Below are 19,034 nucleotides of genomic sequence, written 5' to 3' on the forward strand. Positions count from 1 at the left end.
TTGGCGCCCAGCGCAGCGCGTGGCTTGCTCAGCGATCCCGTCGCGGCTTCCTCAGCGGATCGAGCAAGGGCTTGAGCCCGTTGTGGTCGAGCTCCAGTGCCAGCGCCAGCAGGTTGCCCAGATCGCCGGGCGGAAAGCCCTTGCGGGCATACCAGGCGAGGTAGGCGCCGGGCAGGTCGGCGATGAGGCGGCCCTGGTATTTGCCATAGGGCATGCTCATGGTGACCAGGCGCTGCAGGTCTTCGGGCTTCATCGGGCGAACAACTGCGAGCGGTCGGCGAAGGCTTTGAACTCCAGCGCATTGCCGCAGGGATCGAGCAGGAACAGGGTGGCCTGCTCGCCGGGCTGGCCCTTGAAGCGGATATGCGGCGCCACGACGAAGCGCGTGCCGCGTGCCTCCAGGCGCCCTGCCAGCGCCTGCCAGTCGTCCATCGACAGCACCACGCCAAAGTGGCGCACCGGCACGTCGTCGCCGTCCACGTCGTGTGCGCTGACGGCGCGCGTCTCGTCGGGCGCCAGATGCGCCACGATCTGATGGCCGTAGAAATCAAAGTCCACCCAGCTGTCGCTGGACCGGCCTTCGGGACAACCGAGCAGGTCGCCGTAGAACGCACGCGCGTTCGCCAGCGAGGTGACCGGAAAGGCGAGATGGAACGGCGGCAGGTCGTGCATGCTCAAGCTCGGCGATAAGGGCCTGGCTTTATTACCACTACGCGGCGGTTTCACAAACCTGCAAAGTTTCCATTGAAACGGACTGCGTGGAGACTGCTCGCATTCTTGCGTTCAAGCGGATGCCAAAGCGACTGGCGCGATTACGCGGCACCCGCCGAGCTCTTCTGGCGAAGCCGGTGCGCCGCCTGTTTCGCGCGGTTGCCGCACATCGCCATGCTGCACCAGCGGCGGGCGTGACCGCGGGTGTGGTCCGCAAAGAGCAAGGTGCAGGTGGGGCCTTCGCAAGCTTTCACGTGTGCGAAGTCTTCATCGCAGACCAGGCGCGCCATCGCGTCGGCAATCGGCAGCAGCAAGGCGTCGGATGAATTCCAGCGACGGCGCTGCGCCAGCGTGAACACCGTCGACTCGCCGTGCGGCTCAGCGACGATTTCGCCATAGCGTTCGTCGCGTTTGAGCAAGGCATTGAGCGGCTCAAGCTCCGCCAGCTCGGCGGCCTGCAGTGCATGACCCTTGTGTTGGCGCACGAAGCCACGGAACCACTCGCGCAGCGCCCTCGCCTGCCCGGCCAGCCGATCGATCTCCCCGGGGATGGCGCGCTCACGTGCCAAGCGCAGCACCTCAGCGGGCACCAGCTGCGCTTGTTCCAGCCAGCGCAGCAGCCCTTCGCCGTCTTCCAGCCAATCCACGGGCGTGTCCACCGGCGTGGCCACGGAGTTGAGGAAATCCAGTCCGAGCGAGTCGGCCAGGAAGAGGGCGGGCATGGGTTGTGACATGGGGTTCTCCTGGGGCCAAAGGTAACCGGCTAAAAAGTGCTTGACAAGTTACATCGCCGTTCGTAACCTCCAAATCGAAATCAAGGCGGTTACGTAGATTTCAAGCCATCGGTGGAAGTCGGTTCGCCACCAAAGCCCAGAGGAGTGGACAACAAATGAATGCGACGACAGCAACGGCAGTGTTGGTCCACGGCGCCTGGGCGGATCCGGCCAGTTGGGCGGGCGTGGCGGAATTACTCCATTCAAAGCACATTGAGACGGTTACGGTGAGCCTGCCCCTGCTGACCCTGGCTGGCGATGTGGCGGCCATGGACGACGTGCTGGAGCGCATCCCCGGTCGAGTGGTGCTGGTCGGGCACGCCTACGCAGGTGCGGTGATCGCCGCTAGCCAGAGCCCCAAGGTGGCAGCGCTGGTCTATATCGCCGGGCTGGCACCGGACGAGGGCGAGACGGTGGCGGAGGTGTTCAACCGCTACCCGCACGACGAGAAGGCGCCCGCTTTGGCGCCAGGCGAGGACGGCCTGTTCTGGTTGCCGGCTGAGGCATTCGCCACCGCGTTTGCGCAACACGCCACGGCGCAGCAACAGCAGGTGCTCGCCGCATCGCAGCGGCCTATCTCGCCGGCTGCGATCACCGTGCCGGTGGGGCGTCCGCTGTGGAAGCAGGTACCGAGCTGGTATCTGGTGGCGCAGCGCGATCACATGATTCCGGAAAAAACCCAACGCTTCATGGCCGAGCGCATGCATGCGCACACCACCGCGCTACCCGTCGATCACCTGCCCAGCGTCACGGCGCCCGCGCTGGTCGCCGAGATGATCGCTGACGCAGTGCGACACACCGCCTGACCCGCCGCCCATTCACCCTCTCATGCCGGTGACATGACATGCGCTCTGCTAAACCTTTCGACGCTCGCGTGGCTGCCTTCTCCGACGGCGTGATCGCCGTGGTGATCACCCTCATGGTGCTCGAGCTCAAGGCTCCCGAAAGCGGCACGTTTTCTGCGCTATGGCCCCTGTGGCCCACCGTGATGAGTTACGCGGTGAGTTACCTGTTTATCGCGATCGTATGGGTCAATCACCGGCACCTTCTGCAATACGCGCGACGGGCGACGCCTCGCCTGATCTGGGTGAATTTTGCGCACCTGTTCGCGGTGTCGCTGGTGCCGTTCACCACGGCCTGGGTGGCGCGCACGCACCTGGCCGCCGCACCGGTGGCGATCTATGCAGCGGTCTTCGTGGGCGTGAATGCGGCTTACCGGACCTTCGAAGCCGAAGTGCTCAAGCAGATGGGCGACACGCAGATGTGTCACGCCATGCGTCGCATGGTGCGCCGCCGCTCGTGGGCCACGCTGGTCATCTTTGCCGCTGCGACGCTGGCGGCGCTGGTCGCCCCGCTGATCGCCTTCGCCATGATCTGCGCGGCGCTGCTGCTCTATCTGCGCCCCGAGCTGCCCACCCATGGGCGTTTCCACCGCCGCGCCGTGCATCTGGCGCCTTGATTCCCCCCGCTGCAACCGCTTCCCCATCGAAGGAGAACTGCCATGTCACACATTCACTACCGCACCGCGTCAGCCGATGGTTTCAATATCTTCTACCGCGAAGCAGGCACGCCGGGTAAGCCCAAGCTTCTGCTGCTGCATGGCTTCCCGAGCTCGGGCCACATGTTTCGCGATCTGATCCCCCTGCTGAGCGACGACTTCCATATCGTCGCGCCCGACCTGCCGGGCTTCGGCCGCTCGGACATGCCGCCGCGCGAGCAGTTCAAGTACACGTTCGACCACCTTGCCGACGTGATCGACCGCTTTACCGAAGTGATCGGATTCGATCGCTACGCTGTCTATGTGTTCGACTACGGCGCGCCCACCGGTTTTCGTCTCGCGGTGAAGCATCCCGAACGCATCACCGGCATCATTTCGCAGAACGGCAACGCCTATGTGGAAGGCCTGAGCGAAGGCTGGAATCCGATTCGCGCCTACTGGGAAAACCGGACCGTAGCGAACCGCGATGCGCTGCGCGCGTTCCTGGCGCCGGAGAGCACGCGCTGGCAGTACGTCCATGGCGTGCCGGATGAGTCGCTGGTGTCGCCCGATGGCATCGCGCTGGACAACTACTACCTGGCTCGTGAAGGCGCGCACGAGGTGCAGTTGGATCTGTTCCTGGACTACCAGAGCAATGTGGCGCTCTACCCGACGTTCCAGGCGTATTTCCGCCAGCACCAGCCGCGCTTTCTCGCCGTGTGGGGCAATCAGGATCCGTTCTTCCTGCCGCCCGGCGCTGAAGCGTTCAAGCGCGATATCCCGCAGGCACAGGTGAACTTTTTCGAGACGGGCCATTTCGCGCTGGAAACCCATGCTCGCGAGATTGCCGATGCGATCCGCCGCTTTTTCGCCTGAGACGGCACGGCACACTGACGCCAGGAGCACATCATGTCGCTGAAAACCGCGCTCGTCACCGGAGCCAGCCAAGGCATCGGCCAGGCCACCGCCATTCGCCTGGCCAAGGACTTCGAGGCCCTCGTGCTGGTCGCGAGGAACCGCGAGCATCTGGCCGAAACGGCGGCGACGGTCGAAGCCTTGGGCGCCAAAGCTTTGATCATCGATGTTGACCTCGCGGAGAAGCCGTCCGCAAAAGCCGTGGTCGAGCAGACGCTGTCGGCGTTCGGCCGCATCGACGCCCTGCTCAATATCGCCGGTGCCGTGCCGCAGATCGATCTGTTCGAGATGACCGACGAACAATGGGACGCCGGCATGGCGTTGAAGCTGCACGGCGCACGACGACTCACCATCGAAGCCTGGGACGCGCTCAAGCAATCGAACGGCGCGGTGGTGTTTACCTCAGGCAACTCGGCGATCTTCCCCAAGGCGCCGTACGCAGCGGTGGGCACCATCAATGCCGCCATCGCGGCATTGTCCAAGGCGTTCTCCGATCGCGGCATCACCGATGGCGTGCAGGTGAACAGCGTGTTGCCGGGCCCGGTGATGACCGGCCGTCGCCGTTCCTACCTGGAACACTGGGCTCCGCTGCACAACATGACCGCGGCCGAAGCGATGGAGCGATTTCCGCGCGAAGCCGGCATCGCCCGCTACGGCACGCCGGAGGAGATTGCCGAGCTGATGGCGTTTCTCGTCTCGCCGGCGGCCCGATGGATGACGGGCTCGATGTTGCGCATGGACGGTGGCGAAGTGAAATCGGTCTAGTCAACGTGTGCGCTCGATGCAGCCTGCATCGAGCGCCACAGCGCTGTCCTTATCGGTCAGTTGTCGTCACCGCTCAACAGCGAACCGACGATGCCGCCGATCAATCCGCCGCCGACCGCTGCACGACCGCCACCGCCCTCATTGCTCGGTAGATATTCGGCCACCTGATGTGCGAGGCGGGAAATCGGCAGCGTCTGCAACCACACCGTACCTGGGCCGGTCAGCGCGGCCAGGAAAATGCCGTCGCCGCCAAAGATGGCGTTCTTGATGCCCGGCACGGTGGTGATCTGAAAACTCACCGAGGCCTGGAACGCACCCACGTGGCCGGGGTGAACGCGCAGCGTCTCGCCGGGGGCCAGGTCCTTGCGGATGAGTTCGCCCGAGAGTTCAAGCCAGGCGGTCCCTGAGCCGCCGACCTTTTGCAGCCTGAAGCCGTCGCCGCCGAAGATGCCCGCACCCAGCGACTGCTGAAAGCCCACGCCGATGGTCACGTCCGGCGTGGCGCAGAGAAATCCATGGCGATGCACCAGGTATTCATTACCCGGGCTCACCGATACCGGCACGATATGCCCCGGCACCTTGGTGGCGAAAGCCACTTCGCCCGGCGACTGCACGGCGCGGTATTCGGTCATGAACAAGCTGCCGCCGCCGACCACGCGCTTGAACATCCCCATCAGCCCACCGCCGCCGCCCATCTGCGTATGCGTGGTCATCTGGATCGATGAGGTCATCCAGGAAAGCTCGCCGCTCTCGGCATAGATGCTGTCGTTCGGCTCAAGCCGGACTTCCAGCACCGGCATCACCGTGCCTTGTATACGTGTCTGCATGGTGCGTACTCCCGATCATCAAGGGTTATCAACAATGCTTTGAACGTGCCTCTGCAGAGTCACGCGAATCCAATGGCTTGCCGGCGTCGCCGCGATCTCATACCTCAAGCCGGTCATCCGGCCGCGCGACCAGGGCATACAGCACGGGCATCAGGAAGACGCTGATAAGCAAGCGCGTGAACAGGCCGCTGACGATGACCAGGGCGAACGGTCGCTGCGTGTCCGTGCCGACGCCGGTGGCGAGCGCCGCGGGCAGCAGGCCCAGCGCCGCAACCAGGGCCGTCATCATGATCGGACGAAGACGCAGGATCGCGCCCTCGCGTATCGCTTCGGTGAGACCGGTGCCGCCGCGGCGAAGTTCGTTGACGTAGGAGATATAGACCACCGCGGTCTGCACTGACACGCCGAACAAAGCGAGAAACCCGATACCCGAGGACACCGAGAACGGCGTGCCGGTGATCCACAGCGCGACGATGCCGCCGACCGGCGCCGACAGCAGCACGCCGAGCACGGTGATGAACGGGAACTTGAAATTGCTGTAGAGCGTGAACAGCAGCAGGAAGATCAAGGCCAGCGTCAGCGGCAGGATGACATTCAACTGGGCGCGCGAGGCGGTGTACTCGGTGTACTCGCCGCCCCAGTCCAGCCGATAGCCCTGCGGCAATTTCACCTTGCCGTTGACCTGTTGAATGGCGTCTTCCACGGCGCCGGCCAGGTCCCGCCCTTCGACCGAGAACTGCACGCCGATATAGCGCGAGTTGTTTTCGCGATAGATGAAGGACGCGCCATTGGTTTCGCGGATATCGGCAAACTCCTTGAGCGGAATCTGCTGCCCGGCCGGCGTGGTAACGAGGATGTTCTTGATCTCTTCGGGATTGTTGCGGTACTGCTCTTCCAGCCGAACCACCAGGTCGAACTGCCGTTCACCCTGTACCACCTGGGTGGCCACGTCGCCGCCGATCGCCGTTTCAATCACACCGTTGATGTCGGACACGTTCAGGCCATAGCGGGCAATCTTGGCGCGGTCGACATTGATGCTCAGGCTGGGTTGCCCCAGTTCCTGCACCAGCGTGACATCGCGAATGCCGCGGACCTTCTCCAGCACCTGCTTGATGCTCTTGCCCTTCTGTTCGAGCGTGTTCAGATCGGAGCCGAAGACCTTCACCGCCAGCGCGCTCTTGAGGCCCGTCTCCGCTTCGTCCACCGCATCCTCGGCCGGCTGCGTGTAGTTGAAGATGATGCCGGGGAAGGCCTGCAGCTTCTTGTTGATGGCCTCGATCAAGGCGGCCTTGTTGCGATAAGTCCCGGTCCACTGCGAGTAGGGCTTCAGGCCCACGTAGAACTCGACGTTGAAGAAGCCGGTCGAGTCCGTGCCGTCATCGGGTCGCCCCAGCTCGGAAGCGACGGTGGTGACTTCGGGGAACGAACGCAGCACCTGGCGCACCTGGGGCGTGATCTTCGACGCCTCCTCGAAGGAGATGGTGTAAGGCATGGTGGCGCGCACCCATAGCGCGCCTTCGTCCAGTTGCGGCATGAACTCCGCGCCGATGCGCGGTATCAGCAGCAGCGACAGCGCCAGCACGATGGTCGATGCGATCGCCGTGCCCCATGGGCGGGCGAGGCAGAAGTCGAGACCTTTCACGTAGACCGACTTGATCGCTTCGAACACGCGATTGCGCCGCTCCTGCACGCCCTTGCGCATGAACACCGCGCACAGCACCGGCAGCAGGGTCAGCGTGATCACCAGCGAGCCGATCAGGGCGAAGATCATGGTATCGGCCATCGGCTTGAACAGCGTGCCTGACGGGCCGGACAACACGTAGATCGGCAGGAAGCTGACCACAATCACCGCCACAGCGTAGAACAGCGGCCGATCCACTTCGGCGGCGGCGTCGCGGATGATCTCCTTCACGTTGAGCGGCGTGCCACGACGCTCGGCGATCTGGCGGAAGATGTTTTCCACCATCACCACGGCGGCATCGACCAGGATGCCGAAATCCACCGCACCAATCGACAACAGGTTCGCCGAAGCGCCCTGCAGGTCCAGGCAGATGAAGGCGAACAGGAGCGCCAGCGGAATCGTGGTGGCGACGATCAGGCCTGCACGAAAATCGTAGAGAAAGAAGATCAGGATGACGACGACCAGCAGCATGCCGCGCAGCAGGTTCTCTTCCACGATCTTGGTGGTCAGCGTGATCAGGTCGGTGCGGTCGTAGAACGGGACGACCTTCACGTCCTTGGGCAGGATCTCGTCGTTGAGCTGTTTGGTCTTGGCCTCGACGCGCTTGAGCACGTCCTGGGTCTTTTCGCCGGTGCGCAACAGGATCACGCCTTCCACGGCATCGTCCTGCTTCTCGTAGCCGAATTCGCCCAGGCGTGGCGCGATGCCGATGACGACGCGCCCCACATCCTTGACCAGCACCGGCACGCCATCGTGCACCGCGACCACTACGTTGCCGATGTCCTCCAGCGTTTCCACGCGCCCGGCGCCGCGCACGTAATAGAACTGTCCGCCCTGCGAATAGAAACCGCCGCCGGCATTGGCGTTGTTGGCAGTCAGCGCGGCCTCGACCTGCACGGCGGAGAGGCCCACCGCGGCGATCTTGGTCTGGTCGAGCAGCACCTGGTACTGCATGGTGCCGCCACCGAAGCCCGAGTCATCGGCGACGCCGGGCACGGACTTGTACTGCGGCTCGACCGTCCAGTCCTCGATGGTCTTCAGCTCCATCGGCGAGCGATCGGAACTCTGCAGGACGTAGCGATAGATCAGGCCCGACGGCGCCGACAGCGGCGATACCGACGGTGTCACGCCGCTGGGCAGGCTCAAGTCGCCGAGACGATTGAACACCTCCTGGCGCGCGAAGTTGTTGTCCGTGCCCGTCTCGTACGTGAGGATCACGTCGGACAAGCCGTAGAGCGAAATCGAGCGCATCGTGGTGGTCTTGGGCACGCCATTCATGCCCAGCTCGACCGGTACGGTGATCAGCCGCTCCACTTCTTCGGCGGTGTGCCCGGGCCACTGCGTGATGATTTCCACGATGGGCGGCGAGAGGTCGGGATACGCATCCACCGGCAGGCGCCGCAGCGAATGGGTGCCCGCTCCGGTCAGCAGCAGCGTCATCAGGATGACGAGAAACGGCTGGCCCAGCGACGCGGACACGATCCGGTTCATCATCGACGCCGTTCGCGACGGTGATACGGCGGGAGGAAGTTGATCGCTCATTGGTTTTGCATGAACTGCACGAAGATGCCGCCATCCACCACGACCTGCTCGCCCGCCTTCAGGCCGGCGGGGATATCGAACTGGTCGCCCGTGCGATGCCCCAGGGTCACCGATCGCCGCGCATAACTGCCATCAGGCTGGGCCACGTAGACAAACGGCAGGTTCTCCTCGTCGCGCAAGAGTGCGGAGACCGGCACCAGCAAACCGTTGGTCGGCTGGCGCGAGTGAATCTGCACGGCGACATAGGCCTGCTTCTTCAACAGGCCCTGCGGGTTGTCCACCACCACCCGCGCCGGCACCAGCCGCGTGTCTGAGTTCACCAGCGCGGAGATTTTTGTCACGGTGCCGGTCAGGTGCTTGCCGCCGACTCCAGTGCTCACGTCGGCGGTATCACCCACGCCCACCGACGCGACGTCGGTGTCGGCCACCTGCGCCATCACCCATACACGCGACATATCCGCCACCGTGAAACACGGCGTGGTGCCGGCCTGCAACAGCTGGCCGGGCGAAATCTGCCGATCGACCACGGTGCCGGCGATCGGCGAGCGGATCACGCCGCCGATGGGTGCGATCGCCTGGCCTTGCTCGACGGCCTTGATGACCTTGGGGTCGACATTGAGCGCGAGCAGCGCTTTCAAGGCGGCGTCGGCATCGGCGTCCGCGTTGGCGGCATCGGCTTGCGCCTGATCCTCTTCGCGCTTGGCGACGCCTTGGTGATCGACCAGATCCTTTTCCAGATCGGCGAGGCGGCGCGCCGTGTGTGCCGTGGTCAGCGCCTTGCGATACGCGGTGATCGCCGCGGCGAAATCCGGTGAGTCCACCTGGGCGAGCGGATCACCCTTGTTGACGTGATCGCCGATATCGACCAGCAATCGCGCGACCGGGCCTGAGAACGGCGCGAGCACAGCGGTGGCCTGCTCGTTGTTGAAGTCCACCGAGCCGGTGGCGTCGATCGTTCGCTGGTACTGGGATCGCTCGACCGTGGCCAGGCGGACGTGCTTGCGCTGGTCCGCCGTCAGCGTGACATTGGTGGGCGTGACGGAAGCCGCCGCGGCGCTGTCATCGGTCTTGCTGGAGCAGCCGGCCACCGACCCGCCAGCCACGAGCAGCAGCATGATGGACAGCCGAACGCACGCTTTCCCACGCCACCCGGATGGCGTTCCCCGACACGCATTATTTTTCATTTTTGTCCTGAGCTAGATCCGCGCGATTCCACCAGCCGCCACCGAGCGCCTGAAACAACGCCGCCGTGTCGGCATAGCGATTGGCCTGGGCCTGCACCAGGTTGATGCGCGCTTGCTGATAGGTCTGTTGTGCGTTCAACAACGACAGATAGTCCGCGTAGCCGGCCTTCCATTGCCGCTGCGACAAGTCGAGCGTGCGCTTGGCGGCGACTTCGGCGGCCGCCGCGGCCTTCAGTCCGGCGGCATCCTGGTCCAGCGCCACCAGCGAGTCGGCGACGTTCTGGAAGGCGGTCATCACCGTGCTGCGGTATTGCTCGGCCGCTTGCACGTAGGCGGCCTTCGCGGCGCGCTCCTGGTGCAACAAGGTGCCGCCCTGGAAGATCGGCGCCGTGATATCCGCGCCAATGCCCCAGAAACCCGTGCCCGACTTGAACAATTGATTCATCGCCAAGGCGGTGCTGCCCGTGTTGGCGCTCAACACGATGTTGGGCAGGCGATTGGCGATGGCGACGCCGATCTGTGCACTGGCCGCATGCATATTGGCCTCGGCCTGGAGCACGTCGGGGCGCTGCGCCACCAACGTCGACGGCAGGCTTACCGGGATGTCTTGCGGTAGCTGCAGCTTGGCCAGATCGAACGACTGCTCCGATGCCTGACCCGGAAACTGCCCCACCAGCACGGCCAGCAGATCGCGTTGCTGCGCCAGTTGCTTGAGCAGCGGCGGCAGCGTGGCATTGGTCTGCGCCAGCTGCGATTCCTGCGCAGCCAGATCCAGGCCGCTGGCATAACCCTTGGCCGACTGATCGCGCAGGATCTGCACCATATGCGTATTGATGTCGACCAGCTCGCGCGTCGCATCCACCTGCGCCTGCAGCGCAGCGAGCTGCACGGCGGCAGCCACCACGTTGGTGCTCAAGGTGATCTGGGTGGCGATCATCTGGAAGCGCACGGCTTGTTCCTGCGCCTGCACCGATTCCACCGTCCGGCGATTCAGGCCGAAGATATCGGGCGCATAGGAGACGCTGACCTGCGGGGTGAACAGGTTGTACTGGAAGGTGTCCGAGTTGGGCGTCGGCGAGATGGTGCCCGCTTGGCGCTGGCGACTGGCCGAGAAACTCGCGGCCACGCTGGGGTAGTAGCTGCCGCGTTGCGCCAGCACGTTTTCCCTGGCCACCGACAAGGCCGCCTGCGCCGCCTTCAAGTCGTGGTTGTTGGCCAGCGACTGCTCAATCAGTTCGTTGAGGGGCTTGGAGTGGAACAGCGTCCACCAATCCCCGGGGATATCGCCGCCCGTCGCAAAGCGCTGCGCCTCGCCGCCAGCCACATGTTCGGTCGCCACCGTGCTGGTGATCGGGTGGGGGGTGTAATCGCTCACCTCGGGCGCGGCGGGCCGCTTGAAGTCGGGCCCCACGGCGCAGCCGGCGATCAGCGATGAGGCCACCATCGCGATCAGGCACCGATGGCGCAGCGGCGCATGAGCGAACCACGAAACAGGCATAGCCAGATCTACTCTCCCCAGCGGACTGCGCGACCCGGGCGAAAGCGGACTGGCGGCGCCGCCATGCATGCCCGCGCCAAGCCGTGCTTCGTGCCCTCCCCGCGCGGAGATATAGCACAGGCGTGACGAACATCCTCAGGCCCTCCACCGAAAGTTTTCGCGATGGGCTGGGGCCGTCTGGGGCGGCTTATCGCGTCAGCCGCCAGATCACTACGCCGGCAACGATGGCCGGCAGTGCGAAGACCACCAGCAGCATCGGCAACTCGTCACGCAGGGAATAGCCGGCCCGGGCCACGCCCACCCACAGATTGACGACGGACAGCACAAGCCAGAGCGGAACAAAGGCCTTCGCAGCCATGGGCAAGGCCGCTGGGCTGCTGCCCCAGAGATGCCCGAACAGCAGGAACAAGCCGAGCAGGACGATCCCGCCACCCACCACCAAAATTGTGTGCATGACCTCAGACTCCCCTATTCCAGAATGTGCCCGCGCGTCTTTTCCTGCCCATGGGGAACACGCACGCCAACCACCATGAGCCACAAGCACAGTAGCAACTCGGCGACAAATCCCAGCCCCTTCAGATAAGACGACCACTGGCTGGCGAGCGGCGTGAGAAAGATCAACCAGCCCAGGCCGGCGAGCATCATGAGCACGCCAAGAAATCGGGGTAGGAAGTTCGACCTGACGATGAGGTAGCCGATCAGCAAACAATACGGACCAAAAAATGCCAGCGGCAGGACGCCACGGAAGGCAGGAAGAAACACGCCCAGCACCTCGATGGCACATCCCACCAGGCTGAAGACCGCTGCAAGCAGGGACAGCCTCGCATGCACCGGCTTGAACATGCGGTAGAGGAGCAGCGTCAGGGCCACGTAGAACGCGTAGGCCAGCAGCGTGACGGCAGCATAGGCAAGCTGCCGCCCCCGGCCGACCACCACCTCGGCGGCGATGGCTGTGAGGAAGTAGAGCAGATAGACCAGGCCGGTGATCCTGGCCCTGAGACGCGGCGAAGCTTCTGCGATCCGAACCGGCATGTCTGCTCCCTCGGTTGCCTAGGGCGGGGCCTTTGCCGCAGGGTTTATCAAGGCGTCGAGCTCGGCGCGTTCCAGCAGGCGACCGGCGAGCACCACCGCGCGAATGCGCTGCGTATTGCCAATGTCCTTGGTGGGATCGGCGTCGAGCAACACCAGGTCAGCCCGCTTGCCGACGGCCACCGATCCGCTCGCGCCCTCGATATGCAGGAACCTCGCGGGCTCGAGCGTGGCCGTGCGCAGTGCCTCGATCGGCGTCAGCCCCGAAGCGACCAGCAGCTGCAATTCCTCATGCAGGGAATAGCCCGGGTAGACGCCCGGCATGGGTGAGTCCGTGCCCGCCATGATGGGAACACCAGCCTGATGCAGAATGGACACGATGTTGCGCGCAATGGGCCAGCGCCGAGCTGCCAGGCCAGCGTCCTCTTTCGTGTATTGCCCCAGGAAACTCTGCCAACGGCGTTGCTCATCCGGACGAAGAAGTCGCCAGCGAGAGTCATCGCCGGGCTGATTGTGTTGAGCGAACGCATCTTCGTCGGCAAGCACGAGTGTCGGAACCTGCACCTGGCCGGTGGCAGCGAGCGCCTTGGCCGTCCGTCTGCACACGTCTTGATCAAACGCTTCGAGAATCTCCCCTTCCTGCGCGCTGGCGCCGGACATCAGCGCGTCGCCCTCAAGGCCTTTGCGCTCGGCCAGGGTCCTGGCCTCGGCGGATGAGCAGGCCTCGTAGACCTGGGTCAGATGCTCACCGGTGCGCTGCCCGGCACGGGCAGCCTCCAGCAGCGTGATGCTGGCAGGTACATGCCCCACGACCGGCAGCGAGCGCGCCCTCGCCTCGGCCATGATGGCGCGCCAGTGCGTGGCAGGCACTTCGGAGAAGACCTTGATGAAATCGGCACCGGCATCAGCGGCAGCATCCACATCAGCCGCCGCGCCTTCAGGCGATTTGCCGTACACCGCGATACCGGCTGCCACGATGTGCGGCGCGACAAGCTGACCGTTGTCCACCGCTGCGCGCCAACGTTTCACCAACAGCATCGACGCCGCATCCGAGCGCATGTCTCGCACGCCAGTAACGCCGTTGGCCACATACATGGCAAACGACCAGTCGTTAGGCGGACGATGCGAGGAGAGATTGAACAGATGGACATGCATGTCCATCAGACCAGGCATCAAGTAGCGTCCACGTCCGTCGATACGCCGGGCCGAGTCACCCATGTGCGCAACGCCGGGCGCATCGATGGAGACAATGCGGCCATCCTTGACCACCACCGTTCGCGGACCCACGGTACGGCCGGCTTCAACATCGACGATCGTCACATCGGTGATGACCACCGACGGATCGCCAGACTCGGGCGCAGCTCGCGCAGCCATCGTTCCCAGGACCATGGCAAGCATGGCTGGAATCAGCAGCAGCTGGATCCAAGGGCGGGATGGAGCGTGCATGCGGGATCGATGGCTCAACGGGTGATCTTCATGGGCAGAGTTTGCCTGGATTCCCAGGCGACGCCATATGGTCTACGCGCGCGCATCATTGGTCGGGAGCCTGCACGCTATAGCCATCCGCCTGCAGTGCACTCAGATACCCGTCCGGCGCGAGCAGCTCATGCATGGGCAGTACCGCAAAGCTCTGCCTGTCCTTGTCCAGCGCATGCTCGGCGCTGTCGATCCAGCTTTTCCGGACGCGGCCTTCGATATCGCCGATACCGAGCACCATGGCGAATTGCGAGCCGTCCAGCGTCGACAGGCAGGAATCCTGCTGCGCTTGCGACAGGATGGACCGCAGCGTGGCGAGGTCCCCGGTTGCCCAGGCATTCGCTCGCGCCATGGTCTGCGCCAATCCCTTATCCAACGCATCCAACACCTGGCCCAGGCACGGCTGATCGTTCATCGATGTGTCGCTCAAGGAACGGACGGCCTGACCGGGATCTTTCAGCAATAACTGATACGACGTGTTGATGCTGGCGACACCATGGTGGTTGGCGGCCTTGTAAACAACATGCTCCAAACCGTCATCGTCGACCAGACCGTAGCGCTTGAGCGCTGCCTCATAGAGCTCGCGGCCCGCCAGGATGGGGCGCATATATTCCACACGGTGATTGTCGCCAAGATACTTGGCCTTCAGCGCCAGCCAGTGCTGATAGACCTCTGGCGCCAGCACGTCCCGCAGGCTCTGTTGATGTGGATTTTGCCCAAGCTCGCGGGCTGACGGCATCATCGAGCTTCGATAGAAACTCGTGTGTACGCCGATCTCCAGACTCGGCAATTTCAATAGCGCCTGCGATGCGGCAATCCGGCTTTCGACATCGGCCGATTGCCACTGCATGTTCTTGGGCACCGGCGAGGTAAGGCCGAGCACCCACATGACATGATCTCCCTTGCTCACCTTCCACAGCGCGGGCCCGGGCACGACGCCGGTCACCACCACGGGCGCCAGCGTTGGAACAGCGCCCGATGTCGGTACCGATTGGGCGTAGGCCATGCCATGCAAGCCGGCCAGCAAGGCCGCGGCGATTGGAAGGCCAAGGATAGATCGCCGTCGATGTGTCCGTCGAAAGTAGTCCAGTCCGCCCACCAGCATGGCAATCCCTTTGCGCGAGCGCTTCTGCTCGCCACGATGCGCATGAACCCGTGCTACGCCTTCTTTGTGCCTTGTAGACATCGGAAACGGACGTCCGGCTTCACGCTTTTATCCAGGCATGGCACTCATGTGGAGCAGCCCCCAGCCGTGACCGTCCAGATCGACAAAACTGTGCGTATACATGAAGCCGAAATCCTCCGGCTTGTCGTAGGTCGTTCCGCCGGCAGCGATCGCTTTGGCGACAAGACTATCCACTTCCTCGCGACTCTCGCAGCTGAGGGAGAGCAGCACCTCGACCGCCTTGCTCGTGTCACAGATGGCCTTGGGCGTGAAGTCGCGAAACCTGGCATGGGTCAGCAACATCACCGAAATCGTGTCGCTGACGACGATGCAGGCGCCAGCGCCGTCAGTGAACTGGGGATGGCGTGAGAAGCCGAGCGCCTCGAAAAAGGCGATCGACTTGGCGAGGTCGGCGACCGGGAGGTTGATGAACACTTGTTTGCTCACGGAAGGCTCCTTGGTGCCCATGGTTTGGATATCGCACTCACGCCTTGACCGACGATAGCCTAGTCGTCGACGTAACTCTCCTTGGGAGGGTATACCCCTGCCAGGCGTGCAATGAGTATCGCGACGAACAGGACCCCGGCAATCTGCTCGATCATGCACAGGCCGCGCGCCTGGCGCGAGAGCGGCGAAATGTCTCCAAAGCCCGTGCTGGTGAGCACGGTGATGCTCAAGTAGAGCGCGTCCGCATAGACCAGTCGACCCGGTTGCCCGACGACCATGTACGACTGCGGATAAAAGTACCCGATGATCGCGTACAGATAAGCCCAGAGCACGCCGATCAGCAGGTAGGCAGCGGCAGCGCCGTACAGCTTGTCCTGCGTCATGATCCTGGGCTGGAAAACGTAGCGCACCAGATAGGCCGTGGTGAGGAAATAGAGCGATGCGCTGAACATCCAGGACCGCGCCAGCTCCAGGTCGCTGTCGTACCACAGGCCCAGATACTGAAACCACACGGCGGTTCCGGCAAGCAACAGGGCAGCCACGAAGGACAGCGTCGTTCGTCCGACCGCCGCGACCGTCGCGATCAGGAGGAACATGTTGATGCCATTGACAACCAGGCGGCCGCGATCGCTCTGCGGGGCGAACGACACCGCAATGATCAGCAGGATGATCACGACAAACAACCAGAAGCAGCGTTGATAGAAAATGCGCGACATCGCGTTGCGTGCGGTACCGATACCCATACTGACCTCTCGCGCGGTTCGTTATGAGTTTTCCAAGACCGTCCGGCAAATCATCCGATCGATGTCCGCCGGTCTCCAACAACGCGGATGATCGCGTCACGCCCCTTCGAAAGCGCCCCCGCTTACCTCATCATCGTTGTCCTTGACCTGTGAAGGCCAGGACAAGAGTGTCCAGTCCAAAAGAAAAGGGCCGGCGTAGCCGACCCTTTCTTGTTTCAACAGGTAGAACGCTTTACTTCTTCTGCGGCGCTTCCTTCAGGCCACGGTTGAGCAGCATCGGCTCGATGCTCGGATCCTTGCCGCGCCAGTTCTTGTACATCGTGGCCAGATCCTGCGTGTTGCCCTGCGAGAGGATCATTGCGCGGAAGCGGTCACCGTTTTCCCGGGTCAGGCCACCCTTGTCGACAAAGCCCTGGAAGGCGTCGTCGGCCAGCATTTCCGTCCACAGATAGGCGTAGTAGCCGGCGGCGTAGCCATTGCCCCAGATGTGCTGGAAGTAGCTGGAGCGGTAGCGCGGCGGCACGTAGCTCAGGCTGATCTTGGCCTTGGCCAGCGCATCCATCTCGAACTTGTCCGGATCCTGCTTGGGCGCATCGGCGCTCAGGCTATGCCAGCTCATGTCGAGCAACGCAGCCGAGAGCAACTCGGTCATGTCGTAGCCCTTGTTGAAGGTCTTGGCCTTCTTGATCTTCTCGACCAGTTCGGCCGGCATCGGCTCCTTAGTCTGATAGTTCTTCGCATAGTTGGCGAAGATCTTCGGATCGGTGGCCCAGTGTTCGTTGAACTGCGACGGGAACTCCACGAAATCGCGCGCCGTGGCCGAACCCGAAAGACTCGGATACTCGGAATTGGCGAACATGCCATGCAGACCATGGCCAAACTCATGGAACATGGTGATCACGTCGTCGAACGACAGCAGCGCCGGCTGGCCCGGTGCCGGCTTGGTGAAGTTGGCGACGTTGAACACCACGGGCTTGGTGCCCATCAGCTTGGATTGCGCCACCAGGTTGCTCATCCATGCGCCACCCTGCTTGTTGTCGCGCTTGAAGTAGTCGCAGTAGAACAGCGCCATCGAGGTGCCGTCCTTGTCGAACACTTCGAACACGCGCACGTCAGGCTGCCAGACGGGGATGTCCTTGCGCTCCCTGAAGGTCAGGCCATAGAGCTGGTTGGCGGCGTAGAACACGCCGTTCTGCAGCACGTTGTCCAGCTCGAAGTACGGCTTGATCTGCGATTCGTCCAGATCGTACTTGGCCTTGCGCACCTGCTCGGAGTAGTGGTTCCAGTCCCACGCCTCGACCTTGAAGCCGCCCTTCTGCTGGTCGATTACATCCTGGATGTCCTTGGCCTCGCGTTCGGCGCGCGCCGTGGCCGCCGGGGCCAGCTTGTCCATGAAGGTCAGGGCCGCTTCCGGCGTCTTGGCCATCTGGTCTTCCAGCTTCCACGCGGCGTAGCTGGAGAAGCCCAGCAGCTTGGCCTGCTCCGCGCGAATCTGCGCAATACGGGAAATCAGCTCACGCGTGTCGTTGTCGTCGCCCTTTTCCGCGCGATTCCACGACGCCTTGAACAGCTGCTCGCGTGTGGCGCGGTCGTTGAGGTTCTGCAACGCCGGCTGCTGCGTGGTGTTCTGCAGCGGGATCACCCACTTGCCGTCCAGCTTGCGACTGGCCGCAGCCTGCGACGCGGCGGCGATATCGCCATCGGACAAGCCGTCGAGCTTGGCCTTGTCGTCCACCACCAGCGCACCGGCCTTGGTGCCAGCCAGCAGCTTCTTGGTGAACTGGGCGCGCAGGCCGGACTCTTCCTTGTTGAGGTCCTTGAGCTTGGTCTTGTCGGCGTCGGAGAGTTTTGCGCCGCCGCGCACGAAGTTCTTGTAGGTGACCTCGACCAGGCGCTTGGATTCTGGATCGAGCTTGAGCGAATCACGCTGGTTGTAGATCGTCTCGATGCGTTTGAAGAGCTTGTCGTTCAGCACGATGGCGTCCTGATGCTCCGCAAACTTGGGCGCTTCGTCCTGCTGCACTTTCTGCAGCACGTCGTTGGTGTTGGCCCCCGTCACCGCAAAGAAGGCGCGGCGAACGCGGGACAGCAGCTGACCCGACTTCTCCATCGGGATGAAGGTGTTCTCGAAGGTCGGCGCATCCGGGTTGTCGGCGATCTTGTTGATCTCCTCCAGATGCTGCTTCATGCCCTCCTCCAGTGCCGGCTGGTAGTCGCCATCCTTGATCTTGTCGAACGGCGGCGCCTCGAACGGCAGCGTGCTGGGCGAGAGGAACGGGTTGACGGCACTGACCTCGGCCGCCGGCGCCGCCGTGGACGCCTTGGCTGGCGCGGTGCCGGCAGGAGCGGGTGCAGGCGGCGCAGCCTGTTCGTTCGATTGCTGCGAACAGGCAGCCAGGGCAATGGACGTGGCTATGACGAGCGTACGAAGGCGTGGCATCAGGAGTTCCCCGGGGACTGGACAAACCCCGACCTAACCACACCTTGCCTCGTCTGCCATGGGTCGAAAGTCAGGGCCGTACCAACTTAGCCGGCTGCTGCCGCCTCGTTCATCAACCCATCGCGAAAAGCTGCGACTCCGGGCAGCTAAAAACCTTCGGCCCGATAGGCCACGTGATGCGCCAGCTTCACCTACGGAATCAATCAGATGAGTCGACCAGTGGCCGCCCGCAACGCCGCGGCAGCATTGCGGACACGTCGGCACTTTTGACAGCTGGCGGCCGAGGCCTGCCTAGGGTCGGAAGCGGACAACTCAGCCCGAATCCTCCGTTGATATCTTCTGCGAGTCTCCCGAAGAGCTT

Annotated in this window: 18 protein-coding genes; 4 read left to right on the forward strand and 14 right to left on the reverse strand. The window is 63.5% G+C overall.

The features are described from left to right. Positions 1-28: 28 nt before the first annotated feature. From Y882_RS11500 to Y882_RS11510, 3 genes are all read right to left on the reverse strand, one after another. The gene (locus tag Y882_RS11500; RefSeq protein ID WP_046972055.1) at positions 29-253 is read right to left on the reverse strand and encodes a DUF3820 family protein; all 225 of its coding nucleotides are present in this window, start codon (positions 251-253) and stop codon (positions 29-31) included. Continuing rightward, positions 250-672, reverse strand: coding sequence for a VOC family protein (locus Y882_RS11505; protein WP_046972056.1), 423 nt, complete (start codon positions 670-672; stop codon positions 250-252). Before Y882_RS11505 ends, Y882_RS11500 begins: the two co-directional genes overlap by 4 nt. 140 nt (positions 673-812) lie before the next feature. Then, positions 813-1,445: a CGNR zinc finger domain-containing protein gene (locus Y882_RS11510; protein WP_046972057.1), complete on the reverse strand. Its 633-nt coding sequence runs from the start codon at positions 1,443-1,445 to the stop codon at positions 813-815. Positions 1,446-1,600: 155 nt separating this feature from the next. On the opposite strand from Y882_RS11510, the gene Y882_RS11515 reads away from it, so the two are divergent. Genes Y882_RS11515 through Y882_RS11530 form a run of 4 tightly spaced genes read left to right on the forward strand, consistent with a single transcriptional unit; the run spans position 1,601 to position 4,641 of the window. Then, positions 1,601-2,290, forward strand: a complete 690-nt coding sequence (locus tag Y882_RS11515) for an alpha/beta fold hydrolase (RefSeq protein ID WP_046972058.1) — start codon at positions 1,601-1,603, stop codon at positions 2,288-2,290. A 38-nt stretch (positions 2,291-2,328) separates the two neighbouring features. Next, the gene (locus tag Y882_RS11520) at positions 2,329-2,943 is read left to right on the forward strand and encodes a TMEM175 family protein (RefSeq protein ID WP_046972059.1); all 615 of its coding nucleotides are present in this window, start codon (positions 2,329-2,331) and stop codon (positions 2,941-2,943) included. A 42-nt stretch (positions 2,944-2,985) separates the two neighbouring features. Then, positions 2,986-3,837, forward strand: a complete 852-nt coding sequence (locus Y882_RS11525; protein ID WP_046972060.1) for an alpha/beta fold hydrolase — start codon at positions 2,986-2,988, stop codon at positions 3,835-3,837. Positions 3,838-3,870: 33 nt separating this feature from the next. Beyond that, entirely contained in the window at positions 3,871-4,641 is a 771-nt protein-coding gene (locus Y882_RS11530; RefSeq protein ID WP_046972061.1) for an SDR family oxidoreductase, read from the forward strand. Between the two features lie 56 nt (positions 4,642-4,697). Here the strand turns inward: Y882_RS11530 and Y882_RS11535 are convergent, their stop codons facing one another. From Y882_RS11535 to dcp, 11 genes are all read right to left on the reverse strand, one after another. Next, complete coding sequence (locus Y882_RS11535; protein WP_046972062.1) at positions 4,698-5,468, reverse strand: TIGR00266 family protein; 771 nt, start codon at positions 5,466-5,468, stop codon at positions 4,698-4,700. A gap of 97 nt (positions 5,469-5,565) precedes the next feature. Next, positions 5,566-8,643 (reverse strand): efflux RND transporter permease subunit, encoded by a 3,078-nt coding sequence (locus Y882_RS11540; RefSeq protein WP_244466328.1) that lies wholly within the window; start codon positions 8,641-8,643, stop codon positions 5,566-5,568. A gap of 44 nt (positions 8,644-8,687) precedes the next feature. Then, positions 8,688-9,806, reverse strand: coding sequence for an efflux RND transporter periplasmic adaptor subunit (locus Y882_RS11545; protein WP_156171436.1), 1,119 nt, complete (start codon positions 9,804-9,806; stop codon positions 8,688-8,690). A gap of 58 nt (positions 9,807-9,864) precedes the next feature. After that, the gene (locus Y882_RS11550; RefSeq protein WP_082121084.1) at positions 9,865-11,373 is read right to left on the reverse strand and encodes an efflux transporter outer membrane subunit; all 1,509 of its coding nucleotides are present in this window, start codon (positions 11,371-11,373) and stop codon (positions 9,865-9,867) included. Between the two features lie 187 nt (positions 11,374-11,560). After that, on the reverse strand, positions 11,561-11,827 hold the full coding sequence (locus Y882_RS11555) for a hypothetical protein (RefSeq protein WP_046972065.1): 267 nt from the start codon (positions 11,825-11,827) through the stop codon (positions 11,561-11,563). Positions 11,828-11,841: 14 nt separating this feature from the next. Next, entirely contained in the window at positions 11,842-12,405 is a 564-nt protein-coding gene (locus tag Y882_RS18925) for a DUF4386 domain-containing protein (RefSeq protein ID WP_052949936.1), read from the reverse strand. Positions 12,406-12,423: 18 nt separating this feature from the next. Next, entirely contained in the window at positions 12,424-13,848 is a 1,425-nt protein-coding gene (locus Y882_RS18930) for an amidohydrolase family protein (RefSeq protein ID WP_082121085.1), read from the reverse strand. 85 nt (positions 13,849-13,933) lie between these two features. Next, complete coding sequence (locus Y882_RS11575) at positions 13,934-14,884, reverse strand: TraB/GumN family protein (RefSeq protein WP_046972101.1); 951 nt, start codon at positions 14,882-14,884, stop codon at positions 13,934-13,936. Between the two features lie 207 nt (positions 14,885-15,091). Next, on the reverse strand, positions 15,092-15,490 hold the full coding sequence (locus tag Y882_RS11580; protein WP_046972102.1) for a VOC family protein: 399 nt from the start codon (positions 15,488-15,490) through the stop codon (positions 15,092-15,094). A 59-nt stretch (positions 15,491-15,549) separates the two neighbouring features. Continuing rightward, positions 15,550-16,233, reverse strand: coding sequence for a potassium channel family protein (locus Y882_RS11585; RefSeq protein ID WP_046972068.1), 684 nt, complete (start codon positions 16,231-16,233; stop codon positions 15,550-15,552). A 232-nt stretch (positions 16,234-16,465) separates the two neighbouring features. Then, positions 16,466-18,673, reverse strand: coding sequence for a peptidyl-dipeptidase Dcp (dcp, locus tag Y882_RS11590; RefSeq protein ID WP_046972069.1), 2,208 nt, complete (start codon positions 18,671-18,673; stop codon positions 16,466-16,468). Positions 18,674-19,034 lie beyond the last annotated feature (361 nt).

The organism is Dyella japonica DSM 16301 (assembly GCF_001010355.1).
Lineage (GTDB): Bacteria > Pseudomonadota > Gammaproteobacteria > Xanthomonadales > Rhodanobacteraceae > Dyella > Dyella japonica.

Excerpts from the sequence above, each read along its gene's own strand:
- Y882_RS11585 (WP_046972068.1), bottom strand. The coding sequence starts at position 16,233 with ATGGGTATCGGTACCGCACGCAACGCGATGTCGCGCATTTTCTATCAA.
- Y882_RS18925 (WP_052949936.1), bottom strand. The coding sequence starts at position 12,405 with ATGCCGGTTCGGATCGCAGAAGCTTCGCCGCGTCTCAGGGCCAGGATC.
- Y882_RS11535 (WP_046972062.1), bottom strand. The coding sequence starts at position 5,468 with ATGCAGACACGTATACAAGGCACGGTGATGCCGGTGCTGGAAGTCCGG.
- Y882_RS11505 (WP_046972056.1), bottom strand. The coding sequence starts at position 672 with ATGCACGACCTGCCGCCGTTCCATCTCGCCTTTCCGGTCACCTCGCTG.
- Y882_RS11550 (WP_082121084.1), bottom strand. The coding sequence starts at position 11,373 with ATGCCTGTTTCGTGGTTCGCTCATGCGCCGCTGCGCCATCGGTGCCTG.
- Y882_RS11555 (WP_046972065.1), bottom strand. The coding sequence starts at position 11,827 with ATGCACACAATTTTGGTGGTGGGTGGCGGGATCGTCCTGCTCGGCTTG.
- Y882_RS11540 (WP_244466328.1), bottom strand. The coding sequence starts at position 8,643 with ATGATGAACCGGATCGTGTCCGCGTCGCTGGGCCAGCCGTTTCTCGTC.
- Y882_RS11500 (WP_046972055.1), bottom strand. The coding sequence starts at position 253 with ATGAAGCCCGAAGACCTGCAGCGCCTGGTCACCATGAGCATGCCCTAT.
- dcp (WP_046972069.1), bottom strand. The coding sequence starts at position 18,673 with ATGCCACGCCTTCGTACGCTCGTCATAGCCACGTCCATTGCCCTGGCT.
- Y882_RS11510 (WP_046972057.1), bottom strand. The coding sequence starts at position 1,445 with ATGTCACAACCCATGCCCGCCCTCTTCCTGGCCGACTCGCTCGGACTG.
- Y882_RS11520 (WP_046972059.1), top strand. The coding sequence starts at position 2,329 with ATGCGCTCTGCTAAACCTTTCGACGCTCGCGTGGCTGCCTTCTCCGAC.
- Y882_RS11545 (WP_156171436.1), bottom strand. The coding sequence starts at position 9,806 with ATGCTGCTGCTCGTGGCTGGCGGGTCGGTGGCCGGCTGCTCCAGCAAG.
- Y882_RS11530 (WP_046972061.1), top strand. The coding sequence starts at position 3,871 with ATGTCGCTGAAAACCGCGCTCGTCACCGGAGCCAGCCAAGGCATCGGC.
- Y882_RS11525 (WP_046972060.1), top strand. The coding sequence starts at position 2,986 with ATGTCACACATTCACTACCGCACCGCGTCAGCCGATGGTTTCAATATC.
- Y882_RS18930 (WP_082121085.1), bottom strand. The coding sequence starts at position 13,848 with ATGCACGCTCCATCCCGCCCTTGGATCCAGCTGCTGCTGATTCCAGCC.
- Y882_RS11515 (WP_046972058.1), top strand. The coding sequence starts at position 1,601 with ATGAATGCGACGACAGCAACGGCAGTGTTGGTCCACGGCGCCTGGGCG.
- Y882_RS11575 (WP_046972101.1), bottom strand. The coding sequence starts at position 14,884 with ATGGCCTACGCCCAATCGGTACCGACATCGGGCGCTGTTCCAACGCTG.